Source organism: Rhodanobacter sp. B2A1Ga4 (genome assembly GCF_018101315.1).
GTDB classification, from domain to species: Bacteria; Pseudomonadota; Gammaproteobacteria; order Xanthomonadales; family Rhodanobacteraceae; genus Rhodanobacter; species Rhodanobacter thiooxydans_A.
Window position 1 is genome coordinate 663,328 of sequence record NZ_JADBJR010000001.1, and the last position, 24,802, is coordinate 688,129.

Consider the following 24,802-nt stretch of genomic DNA (forward strand, 5'->3'; position numbering starts at 1 on the left):
GAAGTTCGTGACCGAGTGGAACGGCTATGCCGACGCGCCGTCTCGCGCTTCCGCGCAGCCCGCCCGCGCTCGGGCGGCGATCGAAACGACTGCACCTGACGCTCGGATACTGAATGCACAGCAGCACACACGCGAACTCGACACGCCATGCGAAAAGATGAAGGATCGGCGCGGCGGTCACGTACGTCGGAGGGTCGGAAACGGTCGAGGACAACGTCATGGAAACATCCAAACCCATGGTCATCGTGACCGGCAGCAGCGGCTACATCGGCTCGGCGGTAGTGCGTGCCTTCGCTGAGCACTTCGATCTGGTCGGGCTCGATCGCGAAACCTCGCCGCATCCTCCTATCGATGCCGAATGCGTGTGCGTCGACCTGACCTCGGATGAGAGCGTGGCGACCGCGCTCCAGCGCGTGCGGCATGCGCACGGCGCGCGCATTGCCTCGGTCATCCATCTGGCCGCCTATTTCGACCTGACCGGCAAGCCCGATCCGCGATACGAAGCGATCACGGTGCAGGGAACCGCGCGCTTGTTGCACGCGTTGCAGGCGTTCGAGGTCGAGCAGTTCGTGTTTCTCAGCACGATGCTGGTGCATGCGCCCACGCAACCGGGGCACCCAATTAATGAAGACTCGCCGCTGGATCTGCAGCCGCTGCCGTATCGCGAATCGAAGATCCGCACCGAGCAGTTGATCCGCGAACAGCACGACGGCATGCCCGTGGTGATCGTGCGCCCGGGCGGCGTGTACGACGACGGCGGCCATTCGGCGTTTCTCGCCCAGCAGATCGCGCGCATCTACGAGCGGCAGCTAGTCGGCCACGTCTATCCCGGTGCGCTCGAAACCGGACAGCCGTTCCTGCACCTGGCCGATCTGGTGGCCGCGCTGCTGGCGATCGTGTTGCGTCGCGCGGAGCTGCCCGGCCAGCTGACCCTGCTGCTGGCCGAACCCGAGGCGATCGGCACCGGCGACATGCAGCAAACCCTGGGCCGGCTGCTTCACGGCGAGGACTGGGTGACGCGCCAGATTCCCAAGCCGGTGGCCAAGGCTGGCGCCTGGTTGCAGAACGACGTGCTGGACGAGCACACCTTCGTGCGCGACTGGATGATCGATAGCGCCGACGACCATTACGAGATCGACACGGCGCGCGCCCGGCACTGGCTCGATTGGCGACCGGGCCATGCACTACGCGATGCGTTGCCGAGTATCGTCGCGAAGCTCAAAGCCGATCCTGTCGGCTGGTATCGCAGCAACAAGCTGGACGCCGCACGGGTCGCCACGCTCGCGGTGAAGCCCGCGCCGCCCGCGCCGCCGCCAACCAACGACGACATGGCGCAGCATGCCGCGATGATGCGCAAGCATGTCGAGGACATGCGCGCGATGCATTTCGACATGCTGTGGGTGCACTATGTGGCGATGATGCTGGGCGCGTGGCTGGCGTTCTCGCCCTTCGTGTTCGGCAGTTTCGAGAGCACCGGCTTCAGCGATGCGGTCATGCGCGTCACCGCCGCGCGCGGCTTGCCCGATCCGGCACTGCGCAGCGCGATGTTGGGTTACAGCGACGTGGTCAGCGGCTTGCTGGTGATGCTGTTCGGCGCGCTGTCGTTGTCGCCGCGATTTGCCTGGGCGCAATGGGCGAATGCGGTGACCGGCGCGTGGCTGCTGCTCGCGCCGCTGGTGTTCTGGGCGACCAGCGCGGCGGCTTACGCCAACGACACGCTGGTCGGCGCACTGGTGATCGCGTTCGCAATCCTGGTGCCGATGATGCCAGGCATGAGCATGGCCGGCATGATGGACAACTCCGACCTGCCGCCAGGCTGGACCTATTGTCCGTCCACCTACCTGCAGCGTCTGCCGATAGTGGCGCTGGCCGTGGTGGGCCTGCTGATTTCGCGCCATCTGGCGGCGTACCAGCTGGGCCACATTCCGACGGCAATCGAGCCGTTCTTCTCTGGCAGCCATGGTCTCAACGGCACCGAAACGATCATCACCTCGACGGTGTCCAAGGCGTGGCCGATCGCCGACGGCGGCCTGGGCGCGGTCAGCTACATGGCCGAGATCCTGATGGGCGTGATGGGCGACCGCCGGCGTTGGCGCACGATGCCGTGGATGGTGGCGATGTTCGGCATCGTGGTGGTGCCGCTAGGCGTGGTGAGCATCTACTTCATCATCATCCAGCCGATCGTCATCGGCACCTGGTGCAGCCTGTGCCTGCTGGCCGGACTGGCGATGCTGGTGATGATTCCGTACAGCCTCGACGAGCTCGTCGCGACCGGGCAGTTCCTGGTGCAGGACCATCGGCGCGGCGGCAAGTTCTGGCGCACGTTCTTCCGCGGCGGCGCACAACCCGATGGTGCCTGCGACCATCATCCCGGTTTCGATGCACCGCTGACCGCGGCCACGAGGTCAGCCATGCGCGGCGTCGGCATGCCGTGGACTTTGCTGGCCAGCGCCGCCCTGGGTCTGTGGCTGATGTTCACTCGGTTGAGCCTGGGAACACATCCGCCACTGGCCGACAGCGATCACCTGATGGGCGCGTTGATCGTCACCGTCGCGGTGATTGCGATGGCCGAAGTGGCCCGGGCGTTGCGCTTCGTCAATATCATTTTTGGCTTATGGCTGATCGCTGCGCCGTGGTGGATTGCCGGTAGCAGCATGCTCGCTTCCTGGCTGGGTGTGCTGGTCGGCCTGCTGGTGATCGGCCTCAGCTTGCCACGCGGTACGCGCAGCCACGACCACTACGGAAGCTGGGATCGCTTCGTGTGATGACCCGCGTATCCATTGCACCGCCCAAGCACGGCATGGTCGACTGGCTGCCGCTCTGTCGCAGCGTCATCTTCGTGCACATGCGGAAGCCGGCTCACCGATCGCTACTTCAATCACCACCCAACAGATGGGCGATGGATGCGACCAAGGGACCCTTACGTTGCAGCATGAAGCGATTGCCGCGACCGGCCGACCGTCCATGACCATGCAAGGTGGCGTCGCCCGAGTTGCTGAAGGACGTGAAAGTCGACGCCAAGGTGCAGTTCTCCCCGCGGCCGAGATGGCCGGCCCAGTGATGGCGAACACGCCGGTGCTGCCCGTAAGTGGATGCACGTGTGCCTGTGCGAGCAGACGCGCGACTATGCCTGCCGAAGGAAATCCAGTGTCGGACAGTGACCGTCACGAGGTGTCTGTGCGCAGTCACCGGCGAGTTGTACGAGTTCCGCCTCCAGTCGTCGCAGTTCCTCCAACTTGCGGCGCACATCGAAAAGCTTGTGCTCGATCAGTCGGCGTGTCTGCGCACAGGCCCGTTTACCTTTGAGCTGCAGCAGTCCGGCGATCTCCTCCAGCGTGAAGCCCATGGTCTTGGCGCGGCGGATGAATTGCAGGCGCGCCAGATCATGATGTTCATAGCGGCGCACGCCGCCTAGGGGCCGCTCGGGCTCATGCAACAGGCCCACACGCTGGTAGTAGCGCACAGTTTCGACGTGCACGTCAGCGGCCAAAGCCAACCGACCGATAGTGAGAGCAGAATTCATGCTTGACTCCGTAGTGGGGTACGGAAGTTAGTATGCACGCATGAGCTCGATACCTGCCAAGTCGTCCTTGCCCGCCGTGATCGTTGCGTTGCTCGCGGCGATCGGCGCGTCGGTGTGCTGCGTGGTGCCGCTGGTGCTGGTGTTGTTGGGCGTCAGCGGCGCGTGGATCGCCCATCTCACCGCACTCGATCCCTGGCGGCCGTGGTTCATCGCGGCCACCTTGCTTTGCCTGGCGCTCGCGTTCTGGACGCTGTATGGGCCCTCGTCACGCTGCCGTACGGAAGGTGTTTGCGTTGATCCGCCGGTCTTGCGCCGGCGCCGGCGCTGGTTATGGCTGGCTACGGCATTGATCATGCTTTTGTTGCTGTTTCCCTATGTCGTGGGCTGGTTTCTGTAGGAGTTGATTGATGTGCATCAAGACAGCTGGAATGGTGGCGACCCTTTGGCTCGGCCTGGCACATGCGGCGACGCCCACCACAACGGTGTTGCATGCCGCGAACATGACCTGTCCCGCCTGCAACGTAACGATCGAGAAGGCATTGAGTCGCGTACCCGGGGTGACGAGCACGAAGGTCGATCTGAAAGCCGAGACAGTCACGGTGATTTTCGATGCGGATCGCACCACGGTGCCGGTGTTGGCGCGTACGGTCACCGATGCCGGTTTCCCGGCTACGGCGAAAGCCCATGGCGGTTGAGCCCATCTTGCAGAGCACGTTGACCTGTCCGCATTGCGGCCACCAGGCCAACGAGACCATGCCGACCGATGCCTGCCAGTTCTTCTACGACTGCAAGGGGTGCGGCGAATTGCTCCGGCCCAAGGCGGGCGACTGCTGCGTGTTCTGCTCGTACGGCAGCGTGCCGTGTCCGCCGATCCAGCAGCAGAAGCCGTGCTGCGAAAGCGGTCGCTGAATTTCACTCATCAGGCTGTTCGGATTTTGCTTCGCAATTTATCCGTTGACGGCTTGCACGAAGTCTCGCCAACTTGGCAACTGCCGTCGGACTGACTGCAGCAATGATCTGTGAGGTAGCCGATGAGGTCGTTCATGGCCTCGATCACGGGGGCGTAATAGATGAAACGTCCACTTTGCTGGCTGGTCACAAGGCCGGCGTGCGACAGCTCTTTCAAATGAAACGAAAGCGTGGCGTTGGCCAGTCCCAGCTTCTCGGCAATCGCACTGGCGGCAAGACCGTCCGGCGCGTGCTCGATCAACAGCCGATAGACCGCCAACCGCGACTCCTGAGCGAGCGCGGAAAGGATCGTGAGGACTTGTTTGGTCTGCATAGTGCGAATAGCCGTCTCAGAACGCTGCGTATTGTCCGCTTTTGCAGTGTAGTGCTTGCGCTCACCACCGGATCAACCGGCTGCGCCGTTACTGGGCGCTTTACCGATGGTATCAAGCCGACTGGACAGCGCGAGCCGATCCAAGGCCGTCAAGTTTAAATTGAGCAGCAAGCTGATCCGTTGCTGCAGAAGGTTCCTGGCCAGCACGAAGGCTTTGTAAACGCTGGCCTGATCGCCTTGCGCCTTCGCTGGATCAGGGATGTCCCAGTGCGCGGTGATAGGCGCACCGGGCCACGCGGGGCAAACCTCGCCGGCCACCTGGTCACACACGGTGATCACGAAATCCATCACCGGCGCTTCCGGTGCCATGAACTCCGCCCAGCTCTTGCTGCGAAGCCCATCGATGGGAAGATCCACGGCCTTGAGCACCTCCAGCGTCTGGGGGTAGATGAAACCTTTGGGCTGGCTTCCGGCGCTGTAGCCATGAAAACGATCGCGGCCAAAGTGATGCACGGTCGCTTCGGCCAAAATGCTACGCGCCGAGTTGCCGGTGCAGACGAACAACACGTTGTAGTGACCCTGCATGACGATGCTCCGCTCAAGCCTGCTTTAATTCGTACCAACGCTTGCTGCCGTTGACGATGCGAACCACCGACAACATCACCGGCACTTCAATCAACACGCCAACCACGGTGGCCAGCGCGGCGCCGGAGTGCACGCCGAACAGACCCACCGCGGTGGCGACGGCTAGCTCGAAAAAGTTGCTGGCCCCGATCAGCGCCGAGGGCCCGGCCACGCAATGGGGCACCCCGAACCGACGGTTGAGCACGTAGGCCAGTCCGGAGTTGAAATACACCTGGATCAGGATCGGCACGGCCAGCATCGCGATTACCGCCGGCTGGGCCAGGATCTGCTGCCCCTGAAAACCGAACAGCAGCACGAGGGTGGCCAGCAGCGCGAACAAGGACGCCGGTCCCAGGCGCTGTAGCAGTTTCTGCAGCTGTGGCTCGCCGCCTCGCGAGAGCACCCAACGACGAAGCACCACGCTGATAGCCACCGGCACAACGATGTAGAGCAGCACCGACAACAGCAACGTGTTCCAGGGCACCGTGATCGAAGAGATGCCCAGCAGCAGCGCCACGATGGGCGCAAACGCCACGACCATGATCGTGTCGTTCAAGGCGACCTGGCTCAGCGTGAAGTTCGGCTCGCCGTGGCAGAGATTGCTCCACACGAACACCATCGCCGTGCACGGTGCCGCGGCCAGCAGGATCAGGCCGGCAATGTAGGAGTCGAGCTGGTCAGCAGGAAGGTAGCCGGCGAAGACGTGGCGGATGAATATCCAACCCAGCAGCGCCATCGAAAACGGCTTCACCGCCCAATTGATGAAAAGCGTGACGCCAATGCCTTTCCACTGACGGCGCACGCCACCAAGCGCGCTGAAATCAATCTTCAACAGCATCGGGATGATCATCAACCAGATGAGCACGGCCACTGGCAGATTGACTTGCGCGACCTGCATGCCCCCCAAGGCCTCAAAAGTGTCCGGCAGCCAGTGACCCAGAAGCGTGCCCACCACGATACACAGCAAGACCCAGACTGTGAGGTAGCGCTCGAAGAAGCCGATGCGGCTGCCACTGGCCGTATCCGGATCGGCGTCGACCACTTCAGCTGACAACTGGTTCATGCGTGTTCCTCATCGGCGTCGGTGATGGTGCCGATGTGATCAAGGGCCAACTTCAACTCGTCCCGGCTCATCGTTTCCACCGGCAGGTTCAGCAACGCGTTGACTCGATAAAGCACGAGCGTGTGGGCAAGCCGGAAGGCTTCGATCACGGCACCTTCACCGTGGGCTGCCGCCGGATCGGGCTGACCCCAGTGGGTTTTCACAAAATCGCCGAACAGCACCGGGCACGTCTCATTCGCTGCGTTGTCGCAGACCGTGATGACGATATCCAGCGGCGGCGCACCCTCCCCCGTGAAGCGATCCCAGGACTTGCTGCTGAGTCCTTCGGTGGGTATGCCGAGGGCCTTGAGCTCGCCGATCGCATAGGGGTTGACGCGGCCGGTCGGCTGGCTGCCCGCGCTGAAGGCTTCGAAGCGGCCTTTGCCCAAATGGTTGAGGGTCGCTTCGGACAGGATGCTGCGGGCGGAATTGCCCGTGCAGATGAATAGAACGCGGCACGGATGCATGACGGTCTCGAATTGGCTTCTATATTTCCATAATGATAGAATCATTTAGTCAAAGCAACAGGAAACATACCCATGACGATGCCGGATCTGCCCCACATTGCCGCCGATGTGCTGGATACCCCAACCCTGGCCAAACTGGCGCTGCCGGCGGACTCTAGCCATCCGCCGCGCATCCTGATCCTTTATGGATCACTGCGTCCGCAGTCGTTCAGTCGCAAGTTGGCCCTGGAAGCCGAGCGCATCTTGCGCCAGTTCGGCGCCGAGACCCGCGTGTTCGATCCACATGAGTTGCCCATTCTGGACAGCGTGCCCAACACGCATCCCAAAGTGCAGGAGTTGCGGGCGCTGTCCTTGTGGTCGGAAGGCCAGGTCTGGGTCAGCCCCGAGCGCCACGGTTCGGTGACAGCCGTCTTCAAGAATCAGATCGACTGGTTGCCACTGGAAGAGGGCAGCGTGCGACCGACCCAAGGGCGCACCCTGGCGGTCATGCAGGTCAGCGGTGGCTCGCAATCGTTCAACGTCGTCAATGCACTGCGCGTGCTGGGCCGCTGGATGCGCATGGTGGTCATACCGAATCAATCATCGGTCGCCAAGGCTTGGCAGGAGTTCGACGATGCGGGTCGGATGAAGCCATCACCGTTCTACGATCGCGTTGTGGACGTCATGGAGGAACTGTTCAAGTTCACCCTGATGGTGCGCGATCGCAGCGACTATCTGGTGGACCGCTATAGCGAGCGCAAAGGTGCGGCTGAGGCACATGCCTTGTTGGTGGCTGCCGGCGTGACCGAAGAAGCGGCGCCGGCTCCGGTCGTGGTGGAACCGGCCAAGACCAGCTGTTGTTTCAGTGGAGCCTGCTGACGATGAATACGACGACACCGATGACCGCCACGATCTATCACAACCCGGACTGCGGAACCTCGCGCAATACGTTGGCCTTGATTCGCCACGCTGGCATCGAGCCCACGGTGATCGAATATCTCAGAACGCCGCCCAGTCGTAAACAGCTAACCAAGCTTATCGACGAAGCCATGCTCAAGCCCCGTGAGGCGTTGCGTGAAAAGGGAACGCCCTTCGCCGAGCTGGGGTTGGACGAGGCCGGCATCACCGACGACGTCATCATCGACGCCATGTTGCAGCATCCGATCCTCATCAATCGCCCCTTTGTGGTGACACCACGTGGCACACGTCTGTGTCGTCCCTCCGAAGTCGTACTGAACATCCTTCCGCCAAACCTCCAACCGTTCACCAAGGAAGATGGGGAAGTTGTCGTAGGCCGCGAGCCCTTGGCGATCTTCCCGGATGCTGACCCGCGTTGATGTTTTTGCGTGAGTCGTCAAACCGTTCGGAGAGCAAATGAAATTGTCTAACACCTACGAGGCTGGGTAACATGGCTAGATGCCATGCGCCCGATCATCACTGCTGAGTCACCTGCGCCGCCATCGCGGCCTATGGGTGTTGGCTGTGGCTGTATTGCTGATCAAGCTGGTCAGCGGATCAATCTGCGTTGCCGATGGACCGCGGGCGCAATTCGTTTTGGCGACTGCTGCTGCTCCGGCCACCTTATTGGCGGATACCGCCGTCAGCACGGTATCGGCTGACGATGTGAACACCTGTCTTCTGGGTGAAGGTGCCGGTTGCCATTGTGCCTGTGCGCACTCGGTGACGTTGCCGGCCACTGCGCCGATGTCCATCGCCAGAATGGAGCCGCGCTTCGCGCCGCTCACCATCCATTCGGGATTCACGCCGGCCATGACCGGCTCGCTGCTGCGCCCTCCCATCGCCTGAGAACAATCCCGTTCTGCGATGAAACCGCCTGTGCGGTTCCTCGCTTCGTGATCGTTTTGAGGAGATAGCTTCATGTCTGTTTTACGTTCGGTGCCCTTTGGCGCCGTGTGTCTGCTGTACGCGGCAATACTCAGTGCCACCCCCGTAACCCATCCTTCCCCACCGGTAGTGGCCCCCGCGCCATCGTTGGCATCGTCCTCGCTGCAAGAGGCGATGCGCCGCATTTGGCAAGCCAGCCCCGAGGTGCAGGCGGCTCGTGCGGATCTCGACGCCGCCCGGGCCCGTGCGCGTGCCGCCGCGCAACCGCTGTACAACCCCTCGCTGTCGCTCGATGCGGAGAACGCCGATGTCAATCGGCGCACGGCCGGCATCAGTCTGCCACTGGATCTGTCCGGCAAGCGTCGCGCTCGCACCAGCCAGGGTGAGGCCGACCTGCTCGCCGCCGAGGCGAGCTACAACGTGCGGCGTCGTGACGTCGCCGCCCGCTGGTTGACGGCGTGGTCGACAGCGGTGCTCGCGGCTCGACAAAGTGAACTGGGTCGCCGTCGTCTCGCGTTGATGCAGCGCTTCGACGATTTGGCCGCCCAGCGACTCAAGGTCGGTGACATCAGCAGCCCCGAACGCGATCTGGCCGGTCTGGCACTCGGCGAGGCGCAGGTGCAACAAGCCACGCTCGCCGGTAACGAAGCGGCAGCCCGTGCGGCATTGCTGGCCATCAGTGGCGATCAACCCATGGCCCTGCCACCACTGCCCAACGGGCTGTCACCAGCGACGGACAGTGTGATGCCATTGCCCGTCGACGAGTTGCCTGAACTGCGTCAGGCCCGCGCTCAGCAAGCAAGCGCCGAGGCGGGCGTGCAGGTCGCACGTCGCGCGCGCATTCCCGATCCGACACTCAGCCTGACCGGTGGCCAGGTGCGCAGTGGGCCACGCACCGATCAGGTGATCGGCGTGAGTGTGTCCATTCCGTTGCCGGTGCTCAACACCGGACGCGCCGAAGTGGATGCCGCCCGGGCGGAAGCCGACGCAGCCGCGGCCGGCGTGCGTTCGCGCCAGTTTGTATTGCGCGCGGGATTACAGGAAGCGCAAGCCCGTTACGCCGCTCTGCGCGGTGCGACTGAAGCGTTCCGCAGCGGCCGTGCCGCGGCGTTCGAGGATCGCACCACGCTACTGGAAAAGCTCTGGCGTGCTGGTGAAATCAGCACCTCCGATTACCTCGTGCAACTCAAGCAAAGCCTGGATACCGCGTTGTCCGGCCAGGAACTGGAAAGCCAAACCTGGCAGACCTGGTTCGACTACCTCACCGCTGCGGGCCGTCTAACCGACTGGCTCGATGGCCGTACTCAGGACGGCCACAATCAGGACATGACCCGATGACTATTTCTCTTTTGAAACGCAGCCTGCTGGGATTGGCGCTGCTCGCTGCGCTGGCCGGCCCCGTCCTGGCACAGGAACCGGCGCCCGCCAATCCGCTCGCACTGGACGCCAAGGCGATCAAGGACGCCGGTATTGTCCTCGACAAGGCTGCTCCCCGTGCACTGACGGATGAACTCAAAGCCCCTGGTGAAGTGAAAGCCGACGCGTACTCCACCGTACTGGTGTCGCCGCGCGTGGAATCGCAGGTGCTCGCCCGCAAAGCCAAGCTGGGTGACGTCGTGAAGGCCGGCGATGCGCTGGTCGTGCTCTCCAGCGTCGAGGTGGCCACCACGCAAGGTGCGTTGATCGTAGCCGAACAGGACTGGCAACGGATCGCGTCGCTCGGGCCCCAGGCGGTGTCGGCCCGGCGCTACAACGAGGCGAAAGTGCAACGCGACCAGGCACGCGCCAAGTTGCGCGCCTACGGCTTGTCCGACGGTCAGATCGGTGGGTTGCTGCGCAAGGGATCGGCCGGTGCGGATGGCAGCTTCGAGCTGCTTGCGCCCGCCGCCGGTCGCGTCACCACCGATGAATTTTTGGTCGGTGAGCGGGTGGAACCCGGCCGCACCTTGTTCACCCTGGTCAAGGAAGATTCGGTCTGGGTCGTCGCGCAGATGGCACCGGCCGATGCCGAACGGGTCAAGCCCGATGCCGATGCCCGCATCCTCGTGCATGACACCGAGATACCCGGCAAGGTCGTCCAGCGCTCGCATCAGACCGATGAGCGCACCCGCACGGTGCCGGTGCGCATCGAAGTCGACAACCGCAAGGATCTGTTGCACCCGGGTGAGCTGGTCGAAGCGCGCATCGCCGCCGGTAGCGCCGTGCAGAAGCTCGCGGTGCCGGCTGAAGCAATCGTATTGCTGCAGAACCAGCCGACCGTGTTCCTCGCCAAAGGCAATGGCCCGTTCGAGCCGGCATCAGTCATGGTTGGCGATACGCGTGATGGCTGGACGGTGATCACGCAGGGCCTGAAATCCGGCGACACCTACGTGCGCAAGGGCGCGTTCGCCTTAAAGGCCCGCTTGCTGCGCTCGCAGCTGGGAGAAGAATGATGCTGGAACGTCTGGTTGAATTCTCTCTGCGCTACAAGGTGCTGGTACTGATCATCTTCGTGGTGATCGGTTTTCTCGGCTTTCAGGCCGTGCGTCAGCTACCCATCGATGCCTTCCCGGACGTGACGCCGGTACAGGTCAACGTCTACACCGAAGCCTCGGGACTCGCAGCGGAGGATGTGGAGCAATTGCTCACCACTCCGGTGGAGTCGGCACTCGCCGGCTTGCCCAAGGTGGAACAGATCCGCTCGGTGAGCCTGTTCGGCTTGTCGTATGTGTCGGTGTACTTCGACGACAGCATGGACATCTACTTCGCCCGTCAGCTGGTCAACGAGCGGCTGCAACAGGTCGGCGATCGTTTGCCGGCGGGTTATGGCAAACCGGAAATGGGACCGAACACCTCCGGTCTCGGCCAGGTGTTCTGGTACACGGTCGAACGCGCCGACGACACGCTGAGAGGCACCACAGCCGGTACGGCACCGAACGACATGGATCTGCGCACACTGCAGGACTGGACCATCCGTTTGATCCTGCGCACCGCGCCGGGCGTCGATGACGTCAGCTCATGGGGCGGGCAGGAAAAACAGTTCCAGGTGCGCATCGATCCCATGAAATTGATCGCGCACAAACTCGGCTTCAAGAACGTGATTGAGGCGCTGCAGGCGAACAACGCGCAAGTCGGCGGCAACTTCGTCGACGTGGGGCGCGAGCAGTATCTCGTGCGCGGACTGGGCTTGATCCAGAACGCCAAGGATCTGGGCAACATCGTGCTCAAGACCGAAGACGGCACGCCGGTCTACGTGCGGGACGTGGCCACCATTACCGAGGCCGGGGCACCGCGCACCGGGGCGGTGACGCGCGACGGCAAGGAAGTCGTGCTGGGCATGGCGCTGGCGCGTATTGGTGAGAACGCCAAGAGCGTGGTCGATGCGGTCAAAGCCAAGCTCGATACGGTGAAGCAATCCTTGCCGCCGGGCGTGGTCGTGAAACCGGTGTACGAGCGTACCGAACTGGTCAACGCGGCGGTGGGTACTGCCGTGCGCGCGCTGGTGGAAGGTTCGATCCTGGTGGCGCTGGTGCTGTTCCTGTTCCTGGGCGAGTTCCGCAGCGCGTTGGTGGTGGTTGTGGCGTTGCCGTTGGCGATGCTGATCGCCTTCATCTGCATGAACCAGGTGGGGCTGTCGGCCAACTTGATGTCGCTGGCGGGGCTGGCTATCGGTATCGGCATGATGGTGGATGGCGCGGTGGTGATGGTGGAGAACGCCTATCGCATCATGGCCGAACGCAAGGCGCACGGCGGTCCGGTGGATCGTACCGCTGCCGTGTTGGCAGCCGCCCGCGAGGTGGCTAACCCGATGGCGTTCGCGATCCTGATCATCATCGTGGTGTTCCTGCCGCTGTTCAGCCTGCAGGGGCTGGAAGGCAAGATGTTCAAGCCGATGGCGTTCAACATCAGCTTCGCGATGGCCGGCTCGCTGATCCTCGCGCTGACGCTGATTCCGGTGCTGGCCGCATTGGTGTTGAAGCCCAAGGAAGAGAAAGACACCTGGCTGGTCGCGTTCCTGAAACGCCATTACGCCACGGTGCTCGCCTGGGCGCTGGCGCGGCGCAAGCTGGTGCTGGGCATCGCTGCCGGTGCCTTGATCGGCAGCCTGGCGTTGTTCCCGTTCCTGGGCAAGGAGTTCATGCCCAACCTGAAAGAGGGTGCCATCATGTGGCGCATCACGTCGATTCCGTCGGCCTCGCTGGATGAATCGATCAACATCTCCAGACAGGTGTCGGCGCTGATCAAGCAGAAGTTTCCGGAGGTGGACACTACCCTGGCGATGATTGGCCGCGCTGAAAAAGGCGAGACCGCCGACGTGAACTACATGGAGGTCTACACACCGCTCAAGCCCAAGGACCAATGGCGCAAGGGCGAGACGCTGGAAAGCATCGAGGAGGCAATGCAGAAGGAGTTGTCGGCCGCCTTGCCCACCGCCGTGGTGAGCTATACCCAGCCGATCCAGATGCGCATCGAGGAACTGATCTCCGGCGTGCGGGCCACGTTGGCGTTGAAGATTTACGGCGATGATCTGGGCGAGCTCGATCGTCTCAGCGGCCGCATCAAGAATGTGCTGGCCGGCGTGCCGGGCGTGGCCGATCTCGCGCTGGAGGCGAACATCGGCAAGCCGCAGATCCGCATCAAGGTGGATCGCGATGCGCTGGCCCGTTACGGCCTCAACGCCGACGACGTGCTGACCGTGGTGAAGAACGGCATCGGCGGCGAACCCGTGACGACGCTGCTCGATGGCGTGAAGCGCTTCGACATCGCGGTACGGCTGGACGATGCCGACAAGGCGTCCCTGCCGGCGATCCAGCGCATACCGATCCGCACCGCCAGCGGTGCGCTGGTGCAGCTGTCGCAGGTGGCCGAGGTCAGTGATGCGGAAGGCTATTCGTTCATCCGTCGCGAGCAGTTGCAACGCTATGCGGTGATCCAGATGGACGTGCGCGGTCGTGACATCGACGGCTTCGTCAAGGATGCCAACGCGGCCATCGCGCAACAGGTGAGGCTGCCGACTGGCTATTACAGCGAGTGGGGCGGCGCGTTCGAGAACCAGCAGCGGGCGTTGAAGCGGTTGTCGCTGATCGTGCCGGCGACGATCTTCTTCATCTTCGTCTTGCTCTACACCGCGTTCAACTCGGTAAAGCACGCCACGCTGATCCTGGCCAACGTGCCGTTCGCCACTATTGGCGGCATCGTCGGGTTGGCGATCACCGGGCAATACCTGTCGGTGCCCTCGGCGATCGGCTTCATCGCGGTGTTCGGCGTGGCGATGTTGAACGGCATCGTGCTGGTGAGTTTTTTGAACGAGCAACGTGAGAAAGGCTTGCCCGTGCGGGAGGCGGTGATCCGCGGCACCGCGCTGCGCATGCGGCCGGTGATGATGACCGCCAGCGTGGCGATCCTGGGCCTGGTGCCGATGCTGCTCTCCAGCGGCGTCGGTGCGGAAACCCAGCGTCCGCTCGCTACCGTGGTGGTCGGCGGCCTGATCACCTCGACGTTGCTGACGCTGGTACTGCTGCCGGTGCTCTACGACTGGATCGAAGAACGCGCCGCAAGGCGCCTGGCCAAGGAAAACACCCCATGAAAGAAGTGAAGGCATTCATCCACCGCGGTCGCGTGGTCGACGTCATCCACGCCTTGGAGGACGGTGGATTTCGTTACCTGTCCGTCAGCGACGTCAAAGGTCTGCTCACCGCGCTCAGCGCCCAGGAACAGATCTATTCAATGGAGCTGGGCGAACGGGTTACCCGGCAGATCAAGCTCGAAGTGTTCTGCGAGGACGATCAGGCTGATCGCGCGGTACAACTGATTCGCCTGCACGGACGCACCGGTCAGAGCGTGGCCGGTTGGGTCTATCAGAGCACGGTGGATCGGGCATGGCCCATCGACGGTGCCGTGGACTGAAGGCGATGGGCGGGTTACGCCCGCCCATCCTTCCGGGTGTCATTACATAACGCTGCAGCGGTCGCGTAAGGTGACCGCCGCACGGGAGACTTCGATGAGCACGTCAGAGCCACACAAACACGATCACGATCATCACCACGACCACAGCCACGGCGTGGCACCGGATGCGAACAAGAAATACCTGACCATCGCGCTGCTGTTGCTGCTCGGTTTCATGGCGGTCGAGGTGGTGGTCGGCATGCTGGCCAAGTCGCTGGCCTTGATTTCCGACGCCGGCCACATGCTTACCGACGTCGGCTCGATCGGGCTCGCCCTGGTGGCGATGCGCCTGGCCAAACGACCGGCCAGCGGTAGCTACACGTTCGGGCTCAAGCGCGTGGAAATCCTGAGTGCGCAGGCGAACGGGCTGACGTTGTTGTTGCTGTCGGTGTGGTTCATCGTCGAGGCGATTCGTCGCCTGATCGATCCGCCGGTGGTGGAAGGCTTGCTGGTCACGGTAATTGCGGTGATCGGCATCGGTGTCAACCTGCTCGCCGTGTGGGCGATGAGCAAGGCCAACCGACAGAGCCTCAACGTGGAAGGCAGCTTTCAGCACATCCTCACCGATCTGTATGCCTTTATTGCTACCGCGATTGCCGGTGGCATCATTTGGTGGACCGGCTGGAATCGCGTGGATTCGATCGCCGCGCTGGTCGTGGCCGGATTGATGCTGAAAGCCGGCATCGGGCTGGTGCGCGAATCGGGACGTATCTTTCTGGAGGCAGCACCGCGCGGCCTCGATCCAGTCACGATTGCCGAGGCGATCCGTGCTTTGCCCGCCGTGACCCGACTGGACGACCTGCACGTATGGGAAGTGACCTCGGGCATGCCGGCACTGTCGGGGCACATCTATGTGAACCACGACATCGACTGCCACGACGTGCGCCGGGCGGTCGAAGCGATGCTGCACGATCGTTTCAAGATCACGCACACGACATTGCAAACCGATCATGGAGCCACCGACGAATCGGCCAGCGCCGCAGGTTGCAGCTTTGCCTCAACTGGCGGGGCGCACTAAGGGCGTCGCTGTGCTGGCGATGAACGGCACCTCACGTCGGTGACGATGAGGACACGATGGCAGGCGTCGTCGCAGGGCGGCGAAGCCACCCCCAGCCAATCCACATAGCCAGAGCCCCCATCGCCAGAGCGCCGAGCATGTCGCCGGGATAATGCACTCCCAAGTAGATGCGTGCCCATGCCATGGGCAGGCCGAGCAGCGCAATCGCGAGGCTCCAGGCTCGGGTACGTCGATCCAGCAACAGCATGCCGGCGATGACCCACTGCGCGGTCAGATGATCACTGGGAAAACTGCCGGTCGCCGCATGAGATACCCACGCCTGACCGGCACCGGCCACGAAGGGGCGTGCGCGATCCCAAATCAAGCCAATGATCAGATTCGCGAGCAATGTCGCTGCGGCGGCAACCGATGCTTTCAGGGCGGTAGAGCGCATCGACCACCGAGGAACCATCAGCATCGTCCCAAGAAAAGCGGCGGTCAGGATCAATGGCCCATCGGCCAAGCCGCGCGCCACCTGCAGCATCGCGGACGATGGCGGTGTAGACGGATGGATGGCGTGGAACAGTCGCAGGTCAACGGCGTACGCCAAGGTGCCGAACCCCGAGATCGGCGATGTCATGGTTTGCCGATCGGTGCAAGGGCAGCGGCCCGTGCTTCCTTCGCTTCGCGCAGGATGCCGAACGCCTCCTTCAGCACATAGCAGGCGATGGCCGCACCGATGACCAGATCGGGGACCGCACTGTGTAGAAGCAGCACCAGCACACCGGAGACGATCACCGCCAGGTTGGCGATGACGTCGACTCGCGTGAACAGCCACGTGGCGCGCAGATGCACTTCGCCGTGACGGAACCGCTCCAACAACCGTAGCACGGTGGCATTCACGATCAAGGCGATGAAGGCAATACCCATCATCCAGCCACCCTCGGGATGACTGCCCGCGACGAGTCGCCACACTACGCCGGCGAGGACACCCGCGCCCAGGATCAGCAGCAACGTGCCACTCAGAGTGGCGGCCGATGCCTTGAAGCTTGCGGTGCGCTGCCAAGCGACGAGCGCGATGCCGTACGCACTCGCGTCGGCGAGCATGTCCAGCGAATCGGCGACCAGCCCCATCGATTGCGCGATCAGACCGGCGATCACACCGACCACAAACATCGTGGCGTTGAGAACCAGCGCGAAGCGCAGGATGCGTCGCTCCGCTTCGTTGCTGCCTTCAGCATGGCAACCACATTCACTCATGTCCTATCGCCTTCATTTTGCATCGGGAACCACTTCCTGGGCTCCCTGGGGTGACGGCAAGGGCTGGCGGCCACGACGGATGTTGAACACGAACCCGACAGCCAGTAGCACCAGAATTGCCAACTGGGCCAGCAAGGATTGCCAGGTCGGATAGATGCCCAGCAGTTCGATATGCGGCACCGGGGCGACGCTCACCGCCACCCAGCCGGCCTCCTGCAGGGCGGCGACGCCCTTGCCGGTCAGTACGACAGCAAGCACAGCGATCAGCACGGAACTGGCGGAGAAGAACGTACCGATCGGCAGCCGATGACTGGTGCGCAACAGCACCCAGGCGATCAACCCCAGCGCCGCCGCACCGGCGGCGATACCGCCGAGCAGCCACACTTCCTGGCCGTCATTCCAAAGGGCGGCATAGAACAGGATGCTCTCGAACACCTCGCGATACACCGAGATGAAGGCCAGCCCGAACAAGAACCAGGCGGAACGTCGGTTGAGCGCGGCAGCCATCTTTTCCTTCAGATACGCCTGCCAGCGACCGCCGATACTTTTCTGGTGCATCCACAGACCGACCCCAAGGAGCACGAACGCCGCAAACAGCGACGACAGCCCCTCGGTCAACTCACGGCCAGCGCCACTGATGGAAATGGCATAGCTGGCAATGGCCCAGGTAACGCCGCCGGCGACCAACGCAAGGCTCCAGCCGGCATGCACGTAGCGCCGTGCTTCGGGTCGCGCAGCCTTGCGCAGGAAGGCGAGTAACGCGACCACGACCAGCAGGGCTTCCAGACCCTCTCGTACCAAGATGGTGAAAGCCCCCAGGAAAGTGGCGGCGGCATCGCCAGCAGCATCGCTAGTGACTTCTTGCGCACGCAGCAGCAGGCCATCGACCTCATCGGACTGTTTCGCCACCGATGCCACCGAGGTGCTGCTCGTCAGTGCGGTGCGATAGGCACCCATCGCCGTTTCAAGCTGAGCGCGCAGCGCGCCGTCCCGTGCGTTGAGTTGCGGTTCGACCGGCTCCACGCCATCGAGGTAGGCGGACAGTGCCAGTTGGGTGGCTTGCGTCTTCGCTCCGGCACGATAAGCCGTCAGGCTCGCCGCCAGTCGCGCGCGCGCCAACGGGATGCCCGCCAACGCCTGCTGATGAATGACGTCGGGGTGTGCCCGCAAATAGCCCACGATCGCCCGGGCACGCTCCGCACCGAGGGTAGGTGTCAGCTGCGCGACGCGCACACGCGACAATTCCTTCAAGTCGGCGATCTGTGCACGGGCGGCGGTGTCGTGTTGCCAGGTATCAGCGCCAGTGGCGGATTCCTGGGTGTAAGCCAGCGAACCCACGTAGTAAGCCAGTGCCCAGCGGTCGTCGGACGACAGCTGCTGCGCGTAGCTCGCCATCGGCGTGCCTTCCACACCTTGGCTGATCACCTCGTACAACGACAACGCGCTGCGCTGATCCGCCCGCGTCTGGTCGGTGAAGTTCACCGGGTGGGGCGACAGTTGCAGGCCGGCCGGACCATCGCCATGGCCGGTCGCTCCATGACAGGCGGCGCACCGGTTCTGATAGAGCGTCGCCCCACGCGCCAGATCGGGGGCGTGTTCTGGAGCGGTCGGCACCGGATACGCTTGCAGCAACGCATCGGCCAGCGCGTGCGCTTGCGTCGCCACTTGGGCTGGCGCCGCCTTGGCATCGACCGAGGCCACCAATGTATCGGCCTGCTTCATGAGTGCGGGCGTGGTCGCGGTCGGTGGCAACGCGTCGATGCGCGATCGAGTCGTCGCCGTGAATTCCCGCATCTCGGCGTACTCGGACGCGCTGATCACCGCGCCATCCTTCACCGCACCAGCGTAGTCGGTCGCCAGGTAATCCAGCATCTGCCACGTTTGTGGAACGGTCGTAGTGGCATCCTGAGCCATCACCGTAAAGGTCGTCACACCGCACAGGAGTAGCGCCGCTATGGACAGTTTGCGCAAGGCACTGCGAATAAGAGTCGTTATCATTAATGCATGGTACTCGCCCTTCGATCGTTCGTCAGCAGTTGCTCGCCAGACAATGTTCTCGTTACCAAACGTGCCCCTCGCGTCGCAACGAACTCAACCCTGACGGTTAATTCGTTGCTTTCCGGCTCGTCCCCGCCAAATCTTCCAGAATTGGACAATCCGGATGATTATCGCCATGGCAGCGCCGGGCCAGATCCGTGAGCGTGGCGCGCATGGATTCCATTTCGCGGATCTTCTGTTCCAGTGCCCTGGCGTGTTGCAGCGCCAATTGCTTCACCTCGCTGCTCGCCCGTTGTCGATCGTCCCACAGACTTAGCAGTTGCTCGATTTCCTTGATCGAGAACCCCAAGGTTCGCGCACGTTTGATGAAGCGCAGGCGATGCAGATCGCTCTCGGCGTACAGGCGATAGCCGGCGAACGTGCGACCTGCGGTCGGCATGAGTCCGATCGACTCGTAGTGACGAATCATCTTGGCGGTGACCGCGCTGGCGAGCGCGGCTTCGCCAATGGTGTGCAGTCCCAGAGCACGTGCATCGGCGGCTTCGGGGCGTAGCGCAGGACGTGGCATCGGTGTCTCCAGTCATTCCTCGTGGGTATGGGGACGCCAGCGGCGCAGCAACAAGGTGTTGCCCACCACACTGACGCTGGACAGCGCCATCGCGGCCCCAGCGATCATCGGATTGAGCATGCCCAGGGCAGCCAAAGGTATGCCGATTGCGTTGTAGATGAAGGCCCAGAATAGATTCTGACGGATCTTGCGCGTGGTACGCCTCGAAATCTCGATTGCATCAGCAATCAGGCGCGGGTCGCTGCGCATCAGGGTCACCCCGGCGGTTTCCATCGCCACATCGGTGCCGGACCCCATCGCAAAGCCGACGGCGGCTGCGGCAAGCGCCGGCGCATCGTTGATGCCATCACCGACCATCGCGACATGGTCGCCGGCATCGGTAAGCGCTGTGACAGCCTGCGCCTTCTGTTCGGGCAGCGTATCGGCAATCACAGTGTCGATACCCAGTTCGGTGGCGATGGCCTCGGCGGCGGCGCGGCGGTCACCGGAGATCATGACCGTGCGCAAGCCGAGTGCATGCAGCTGGTCGACGGCCTCGCGCGCTGTCGTGCGCGGCGCATCGCGAAAGGTGAGAACGCCGCGCACCACGGTGCCTGTCGCACTGCGCTCGGCCAGCCACGCGGTAGTTTGCGCGCTGGCGTCTAGCCCAAGGCCGATGCGTTCCATCACGCTGCGATCCACACCCAACTCGTCCATCCAGCGTTCGCTACCCAGAACGAGTTCGCGCCCTGCCACGTCACCACGCACACCACGACCGACCACGGCCGCCACCTTCGTCGCTGGCACGATGCGGCGCTGACCGTCCGTCGCTGCCTGCAGCACGGCCTTTGACAGCGGATGCTCGCTGCCGGCCTGCAGACTGGCGGCATCGTCCAACAGCGCGTTGTCGTCGCCACGGATCGCGAGGCGTTGCACCAACGTCGGGCGACCTTCGGTCAGAGTGCCGGTCTTGTCGAAGGCGACCACGGTGACCGACCGCGCGACCTCAAGCACCTCGGCGTCCTTGATCAGGATGCCTGCGCGAGCAGCCACCCCGGTACCGGTCATGATCGCGGTGGGCGTGGCCAGACCCAAGGCACAGGGACAGGCGATGACCAGCACGGCCACCGCATTGAGGATCGCGCGACTCCAATCGCCGGTACTCACACCCCATGCGAGCAGGGTGATGAGTGCCAAGACGATGACGACAGGTACGAAGACTGCGCTCACACGATCCACGATGCGCTGGATCGGCGCCTTCTTGGCCTGGGCGTCCTCCACGGCACGAATGATCCGCGCCAGTCGGCTCTGGGCGCCGACTGCCTCCGTAGCCAGCACGAGCCGGCCTTCACCGTTGATCGCACCACCAATGACGGCATCGCCCGTGTGTTTGGCCACCGGCATGCTTTCCCCGGTAATGAGTGACTCGTCGACTTGTGAGATGCCTTCGAGCACAAGACCGTCGACCGGAATGCGTTCACCGGGAAGCACGACGACCACATCGTCCACGCGAATCATCTCCAACGGTACCCAGATTTCCTGATCGCCTTCGCGCCGACGCGCCTGCTCGGGGCGCAAGGACTGCAGGGCGCGAATCGCTTCGGTGGTCTGTCGCTTGGCTCGCGCCTCCAGCCATTTGCCCAGCAGGATCAGGGTAATCAGTACGGCGGAGGCCTCGAAATACAGCGGCGCGTGATTGACGCCGATACCATCGCGTAGCAAATGAAAGACGCTAAGACCGTAGGCAGCCGACGTGCCCATGGCCACCAGCAGGTCCATGTTGCCAGTGCGTGCCCGCACTGCCTTGTACGCCGCCCGGTAAAACCGGGCACCCAACCAAAATTGCACGGGCGTGGCCAACAGCCACTCCAGCCAGCCGGGCAGCATCAGGTGAATACCTAATGGCATGGCCAGCATCGGTGCCATCAATGGCAGCGATAGCATCGTGGCCCAGATCAGGTGACGACGCTCTTTGGCGGCACCGGCGGACTTCGTCGGAGTCGGTACGGAAGATGACTCCGCATCCGCGATGTTGGCCTGGTAACCGGCGTCCACGATCGCCTTGATCAACAAGGCGGCATCGGTCCCCGCGTTGATCATGACGGCAGCCCGTTCGGTGGCCAGGTTGACGCTGCTCGCGATGACCCCCGGCACTGCACGCAGGGCGCGTTCGACGCGTCCCACACAGGACGCGCAGGTCATGCCTTCAATCCGCAGCGCCACCGAGTCGATGGCAGCCTCGTAACCGGCGGCTGCCACGGCAGCGTGGAGGGCCGGCAACGCCTGCGGCGTGGATGTCCGCACCGTCGCCTGCTCGGTGGAGAGGTTCACCGTCGCATCGATCGTCCCGGCCACCGCCTTCAGGGCCCGCTCGACGCGCCCGACGCAAGAGGCGCACGTCATTCCGACAATACCGAAGCGGACAATGGATGGCGTGTCTGGAGAGGAAAGTGGTGTGGCGTGAGTGTTCATGAGGAGGAACTCCCGAGAGGGAGCGCCATCATGATGTCTCCCATCATGGGAAGGTCAAGCATGCCGGCTGAAAGCGCTGAGGCTTGACCTTCCCACCATGGCAAGCCTCATTCTTTTCCCCACTGGCAGCCTGCCTGACGATGGAGAGATCACCATGCAATTTTCAGTCGACAACATGACCTGCGGACACTGTGTCCGAGCCATCACCGCCGCCTTGCAAGACCTCGATGCCCACGCCAAGGTCGATGTTGATCTGCTGAGCGGAAGGGTTCAGACAGAAGGTCGTTTTACTTCGGCGGCCGCCGTCGCGGCGATGGAAGCGGCGGGCTATCACGCAACGTCTGAGATCAGCAGTCAGGCTCCGTCGACCTCCGAATCGTGCTGCGGGCACTGTCACACATGACCATGGAAGCAAGCTGATGTTGGATGGGGCGATATCAGCTGACGGGCTCCGCAGCCTTTGCCTGATAGACCCGAGGGAGCGCCGCTATGGAGCGATGCGTCTTGTCATTGTGGAAGACGATATCGCGATCAGCACACTCCTCGGCGATGTATTCACCCAACGAGGTGATGCGACCGTCAGTACCGAGACAGCGCGTACGCTTGGCTTCAGTTATCCGCCAACCCCGAACACCGAGCCGACGATTTTGCCGACGCCAGCGGTAACGCCCATCGCAAGCATCCCCCAAAAACTAATGCGCCATGCACCCCGGACCATATTCGCCCCACCGGCATACGCTGCCAAACCGCCTAGTAGCGTAAGCAAGATCAGCGAAGTGGCCGCCACCAGTACGATCAACATTTCCGTGGGCGCGAGGGCGACCACCAGCAACGGCAATGCAGCGCCCGCAAAGAAGCTGAGCCCCGAGGCCAACGCGGCTTGCAATGGGCGTGCCTTGAGCGTCTCGGTGATACCCAACTCGTCGCGCGCATGGGCATCCAACGCGTTGTGACTCATCAATTGAGCTGCGACTTGGCTGGCCAAGTTGGGATCAAGTCCACGCTTGGCATAGATCGCGGCCAGCTCCCTGTGCTCACCATCATCGTCATTACGCAAATGTTGACGTTCGCGGTTCAATTCAGCCTTTTCCGTATCGGCTTGTGAGTGAACGGAGACGTATTCACCGGCGGCCATGGACATCGAGCCGGCCACCAATCCCGCCATACCGGCAACTAGGATCGCTGTGTGAGTGGCTTGTGCCGAGGCAACACCCAGCACGAGGCTTGCGGTCGAAAGAATTCCATCATCCGCACCCAGGACAGCCGCGCGCAGCCACCCGCTGCGGCCGATTCGATGTTTGTCAGAACTCTGCAAGGGCATTTGCGGTCATTCTCCCTGTTGGCGGCGCTTTCTTCATTTCGGTGAGGGCCAATGCGGATGCATGTCGTCGATGACATATGGATGGGCATGCACATGCCCGGAGGCCACTTCGCCTGAGGTCAGGTGGGAATGATCGAGCGGCAGATCGTCGTGATGATGGATGAGCACCTCGGGATCGCGCGACGGCCATAGCAGGAAACCCGCGACCACCGCCATGACCACGATGACTGCCATCGATGCGGCGCCCCACGCTGGCGATGACAAGGTGCCCAGCCAGCCTGCCAGGGGATACATCAACAGCCAGCAGGCGTGGGACAGGGAAAATTGCGCGGCAAACAAGGCCGGTCGATCCTCGGCGTTACCCGAACGCTTCAGCAAACGGCCGCCCGGAGTGAGTATGGCGGCGTAGCCAGCGCCGATCAGCCCCCATGCGGCGGCGATCAACCATCGACGTTCCGCCACCGGAACCAGTGAAGCGAGCGCCGCGAAGAGCACCAGACCCAAGCCGGCCAGCACGGCACCACTCAGCATCACGCTCCGATCGGGCCAGCGTTTGAGCAAGCGTGGCAGGCTGAGCGCCGCCACCATCGAGAAGCCGCCGAATACCGCGGTGGTCAACGCCACGTCGCGATTGTTGCCGCCCAGCCAGTCGCGCACATAGATGACGGTGTTGACGATGACCAGTGAACCGGCGGCCGCCTCGGCGAAACTCAGGCACAGCATGCCGCGCAACCTTGGCGTGGCGAGGTAGCGGCGCATGCCGGCCAACACTTTGGGCCGTACCGCCGCCAGCGCGAGCCGACGCGGGAGTGGAATGGTCGCCACCAAGGCCGCGGAACTGACGAAGCCGAGCAAGGTGAAGCCGAACAATCCACGGAAACTGATCACCCCCAGCAGCAGTGCCGCCAGCAGCGGGCTGAGCAGGTTTTCCAGATCGTAGGCCAGGCGCGACAGCGACAGCGCGCGGGTGTACTGCGCCTCATCGGTCAGCACTTCGGGGATGGTGGCCTGGAAGGTCGGGGTGAAGGCCGCCGAGCAAGTCTGCAAGACGGCGACCAGCACATAGATCTGCCACACAGCAGTGACCCATGGCAGGCACAAGACCAGAACCGCCCGGATCAGATCCATGCTGACCAGAAAGGGTTTGCGCGGCCACCGCGCGGTGTATGCGGTGGCCAGCGGCGCGACCAGCACATAGACCGCCATCTTGATGCCCAGCGCCGTGCCGAGCACCACCGAGGCGCGGTCACCGGCGAGGTCATAAGCCAGCAGACCCAACGCTACGGTCATCAAACCGGTGCCGATCAGCGAGGTGGCCTGTGCCGCAAACAGGTGCCGATAGACGCGATCGGTAAGGACTTCAAACAGCATGCATGGCTCCAGTGGATAAGGAAGCTTGGCGCCGTCGGAATTCGCCAAGCAAAAACCGCCGACCCGATGGAACTTCATTCGCCGGATCG

The 24,802-nt window shown here is 63.1% G+C and carries 25 protein-coding genes; 12 read left to right on the forward strand and 13 right to left on the reverse strand.

The window, feature by feature from the left end; translation table 11 throughout:
- The first annotated feature begins 218 nt into the window (after positions 1-218).
- On the forward strand, positions 219-2,765 hold the full coding sequence (locus IMW82_RS02965) for an NAD-dependent epimerase/dehydratase family protein (RefSeq protein WP_015447607.1): 2,547 nt from the start codon (positions 219-221) through the stop codon (positions 2,763-2,765).
- Between the two features lie 359 nt (positions 2,766-3,124).
- Here IMW82_RS02965 and IMW82_RS02975 read toward each other — a convergent pair whose 3' ends face one another.
- Positions 3,125-3,523, reverse strand: a complete 399-nt coding sequence (locus IMW82_RS02975; RefSeq protein ID WP_015447608.1) for a MerR family DNA-binding protein — start codon at positions 3,521-3,523, stop codon at positions 3,125-3,127.
- Between the two features lie 76 nt (positions 3,524-3,599).
- Between IMW82_RS02975 and IMW82_RS02980 the strand changes: the two genes are divergently transcribed.
- Genes IMW82_RS02980 through IMW82_RS02990 form a run of 3 tightly spaced genes read left to right on the forward strand, consistent with a single transcriptional unit; the run spans position 3,600 to position 4,432 of the window.
- Positions 3,600-3,920, forward strand: coding sequence for a mercuric transporter MerT family protein (locus tag IMW82_RS02980; RefSeq protein WP_235645411.1), 321 nt, complete (start codon positions 3,600-3,602; stop codon positions 3,918-3,920).
- 10 nt (positions 3,921-3,930) lie between these two features.
- Positions 3,931-4,218: a heavy metal-associated domain-containing protein gene (locus IMW82_RS02985; RefSeq protein WP_015447610.1), complete on the forward strand. Its 288-nt coding sequence runs from the start codon at positions 3,931-3,933 to the stop codon at positions 4,216-4,218.
- The gene (locus IMW82_RS02990; RefSeq protein ID WP_015447611.1) at positions 4,208-4,432 is read left to right on the forward strand and encodes a GDCCVxC domain-containing (seleno)protein; all 225 of its coding nucleotides are present in this window, start codon (positions 4,208-4,210) and stop codon (positions 4,430-4,432) included. Before IMW82_RS02985 ends, IMW82_RS02990 begins: the two co-directional genes overlap by 11 nt.
- A 10-nt stretch (positions 4,433-4,442) precedes the next feature.
- Here IMW82_RS02990 and IMW82_RS02995 read toward each other — a convergent pair whose 3' ends face one another.
- From IMW82_RS02995 to IMW82_RS03010, 4 genes are all read right to left on the reverse strand, one after another.
- A complete protein-coding gene (locus IMW82_RS02995) occupies positions 4,443-4,805 on the reverse strand; it encodes a metalloregulator ArsR/SmtB family transcription factor (RefSeq protein WP_015447612.1) in 363 nt (120 codons plus the stop codon).
- Positions 4,806-4,877: 72 nt separating this feature from the next.
- A complete protein-coding gene (locus IMW82_RS03000) occupies positions 4,878-5,390 on the reverse strand; it encodes an arsenate reductase ArsC (protein WP_015447613.1) in 513 nt (170 codons plus the stop codon).
- Between the two features lie 13 nt (positions 5,391-5,403).
- Positions 5,404-6,492, reverse strand: coding sequence for an ACR3 family arsenite efflux transporter (gene arsB / locus IMW82_RS03005; protein ID WP_015447614.1), 1,089 nt, complete (start codon positions 6,490-6,492; stop codon positions 5,404-5,406).
- A complete protein-coding gene (locus IMW82_RS03010) occupies positions 6,489-6,998 on the reverse strand; it encodes an arsenate reductase ArsC (protein WP_015447615.1) in 510 nt (169 codons plus the stop codon). The genes arsB and IMW82_RS03010 overlap by 4 nt, the downstream gene beginning before the upstream one ends.
- A gap of 72 nt (positions 6,999-7,070) precedes the next feature.
- Between IMW82_RS03010 and arsH the strand changes: the two genes are divergently transcribed.
- Complete coding sequence (arsH, locus tag IMW82_RS03015; protein ID WP_015447616.1) at positions 7,071-7,856, forward strand: arsenical resistance protein ArsH; 786 nt, start codon at positions 7,071-7,073, stop codon at positions 7,854-7,856.
- A gap of 20 nt (positions 7,857-7,876) precedes the next feature.
- Positions 7,877-8,314: an arsenate reductase (glutaredoxin) gene (gene arsC, locus IMW82_RS03020; protein ID WP_051061200.1), complete on the forward strand. Its 438-nt coding sequence runs from the start codon at positions 7,877-7,879 to the stop codon at positions 8,312-8,314.
- Positions 8,315-8,422: 108 nt separating this feature from the next.
- On the opposite strand, the gene IMW82_RS03025 is transcribed toward arsC, so the two are convergent.
- Positions 8,423-8,923, reverse strand: a complete 501-nt coding sequence (locus IMW82_RS03025; protein WP_157769708.1) for a hypothetical protein — start codon at positions 8,921-8,923, stop codon at positions 8,423-8,425.
- A 73-nt stretch (positions 8,924-8,996) separates the two neighbouring features.
- On the opposite strand from IMW82_RS03025, the gene IMW82_RS03030 reads away from it, so the two are divergent.
- From IMW82_RS03030 to IMW82_RS03050, 5 genes are all read left to right on the forward strand, one after another.
- A complete protein-coding gene (locus IMW82_RS03030) occupies positions 8,997-10,160 on the forward strand; it encodes a TolC family protein (protein ID WP_041676707.1) in 1,164 nt (387 codons plus the stop codon).
- Complete coding sequence (locus IMW82_RS03035) at positions 10,157-11,254, forward strand: efflux RND transporter periplasmic adaptor subunit (RefSeq protein WP_015447619.1); 1,098 nt, start codon at positions 10,157-10,159, stop codon at positions 11,252-11,254. The genes IMW82_RS03030 and IMW82_RS03035 overlap by 4 nt, the downstream gene beginning before the upstream one ends.
- A complete protein-coding gene (locus IMW82_RS03040; RefSeq protein WP_015447620.1) occupies positions 11,254-14,388 on the forward strand; it encodes a CusA/CzcA family heavy metal efflux RND transporter in 3,135 nt (1,044 codons plus the stop codon). Before IMW82_RS03035 ends, IMW82_RS03040 begins: the two co-directional genes overlap by 1 nt.
- Positions 14,385-14,708 (forward strand): P-II family nitrogen regulator, encoded by a 324-nt coding sequence (locus tag IMW82_RS03045; RefSeq protein ID WP_015447621.1) that lies wholly within the window; start codon positions 14,385-14,387, stop codon positions 14,706-14,708. Before IMW82_RS03040 ends, IMW82_RS03045 begins: the two co-directional genes overlap by 4 nt.
- Before the next feature lie 94 nt (positions 14,709-14,802).
- Positions 14,803-15,765: a cation diffusion facilitator family transporter gene (locus IMW82_RS03050; RefSeq protein WP_015447622.1), complete on the forward strand. Its 963-nt coding sequence runs from the start codon at positions 14,803-14,805 to the stop codon at positions 15,763-15,765.
- Between the two features lie 31 nt (positions 15,766-15,796).
- Here IMW82_RS03050 and IMW82_RS03055 read toward each other — a convergent pair whose 3' ends face one another.
- The 5 genes from IMW82_RS03055 to IMW82_RS03075 all read right to left on the reverse strand — a co-directional run bounded on the left by IMW82_RS03055 (position 15,797) and on the right by IMW82_RS03075 (position 22,021).
- Entirely contained in the window at positions 15,797-16,384 is a 588-nt protein-coding gene (locus IMW82_RS03055) for a phosphatase PAP2 family protein (RefSeq protein WP_015447623.1), read from the reverse strand.
- Positions 16,381-17,004: a cation transporter gene (locus IMW82_RS03060; RefSeq protein ID WP_015447624.1), complete on the reverse strand. Its 624-nt coding sequence runs from the start codon at positions 17,002-17,004 to the stop codon at positions 16,381-16,383. The genes IMW82_RS03055 and IMW82_RS03060 overlap by 4 nt, the downstream gene beginning before the upstream one ends.
- 12 nt (positions 17,005-17,016) lie before the next feature.
- On the reverse strand, positions 17,017-18,975 hold the full coding sequence (locus IMW82_RS03065; RefSeq protein ID WP_236127009.1) for an FTR1 family protein: 1,959 nt from the start codon (positions 18,973-18,975) through the stop codon (positions 17,017-17,019).
- A gap of 133 nt (positions 18,976-19,108) precedes the next feature.
- Positions 19,109-19,570, reverse strand: coding sequence for a Cu(I)-responsive transcriptional regulator (gene cueR, locus IMW82_RS03070; RefSeq protein ID WP_015447626.1), 462 nt, complete (start codon positions 19,568-19,570; stop codon positions 19,109-19,111).
- Positions 19,571-19,582: 12 nt separating this feature from the next.
- Positions 19,583-22,021 carry a heavy metal translocating P-type ATPase gene (locus IMW82_RS03075; RefSeq protein ID WP_015447627.1) on the reverse strand — a complete coding sequence of 813 codons (2,439 nt, stop codon included), beginning with the start codon at positions 22,019-22,021 and terminating at the stop codon, positions 19,583-19,585.
- Between the two features lie 154 nt (positions 22,022-22,175).
- Here IMW82_RS03075 and IMW82_RS03080 point away from each other — a divergent pair, with 154 nt between their 5' ends.
- Positions 22,176-22,424, forward strand: a complete 249-nt coding sequence (locus IMW82_RS03080; RefSeq protein ID WP_015447628.1) for a heavy-metal-associated domain-containing protein — start codon at positions 22,176-22,178, stop codon at positions 22,422-22,424.
- A 210-nt stretch (positions 22,425-22,634) separates the two neighbouring features.
- Here the strand turns inward: IMW82_RS03080 and IMW82_RS03085 are convergent, their stop codons facing one another.
- Positions 22,635-23,342, reverse strand: coding sequence for a VIT family protein (locus tag IMW82_RS03085; protein ID WP_015447629.1), 708 nt, complete (start codon positions 23,340-23,342; stop codon positions 22,635-22,637).
- A 33-nt stretch (positions 23,343-23,375) separates the two neighbouring features.
- Positions 23,376-24,713, reverse strand: a complete 1,338-nt coding sequence (locus IMW82_RS03090; RefSeq protein WP_015447630.1) for an MFS transporter — start codon at positions 24,711-24,713, stop codon at positions 23,376-23,378.
- Positions 24,714-24,802 lie beyond the last annotated feature (89 nt).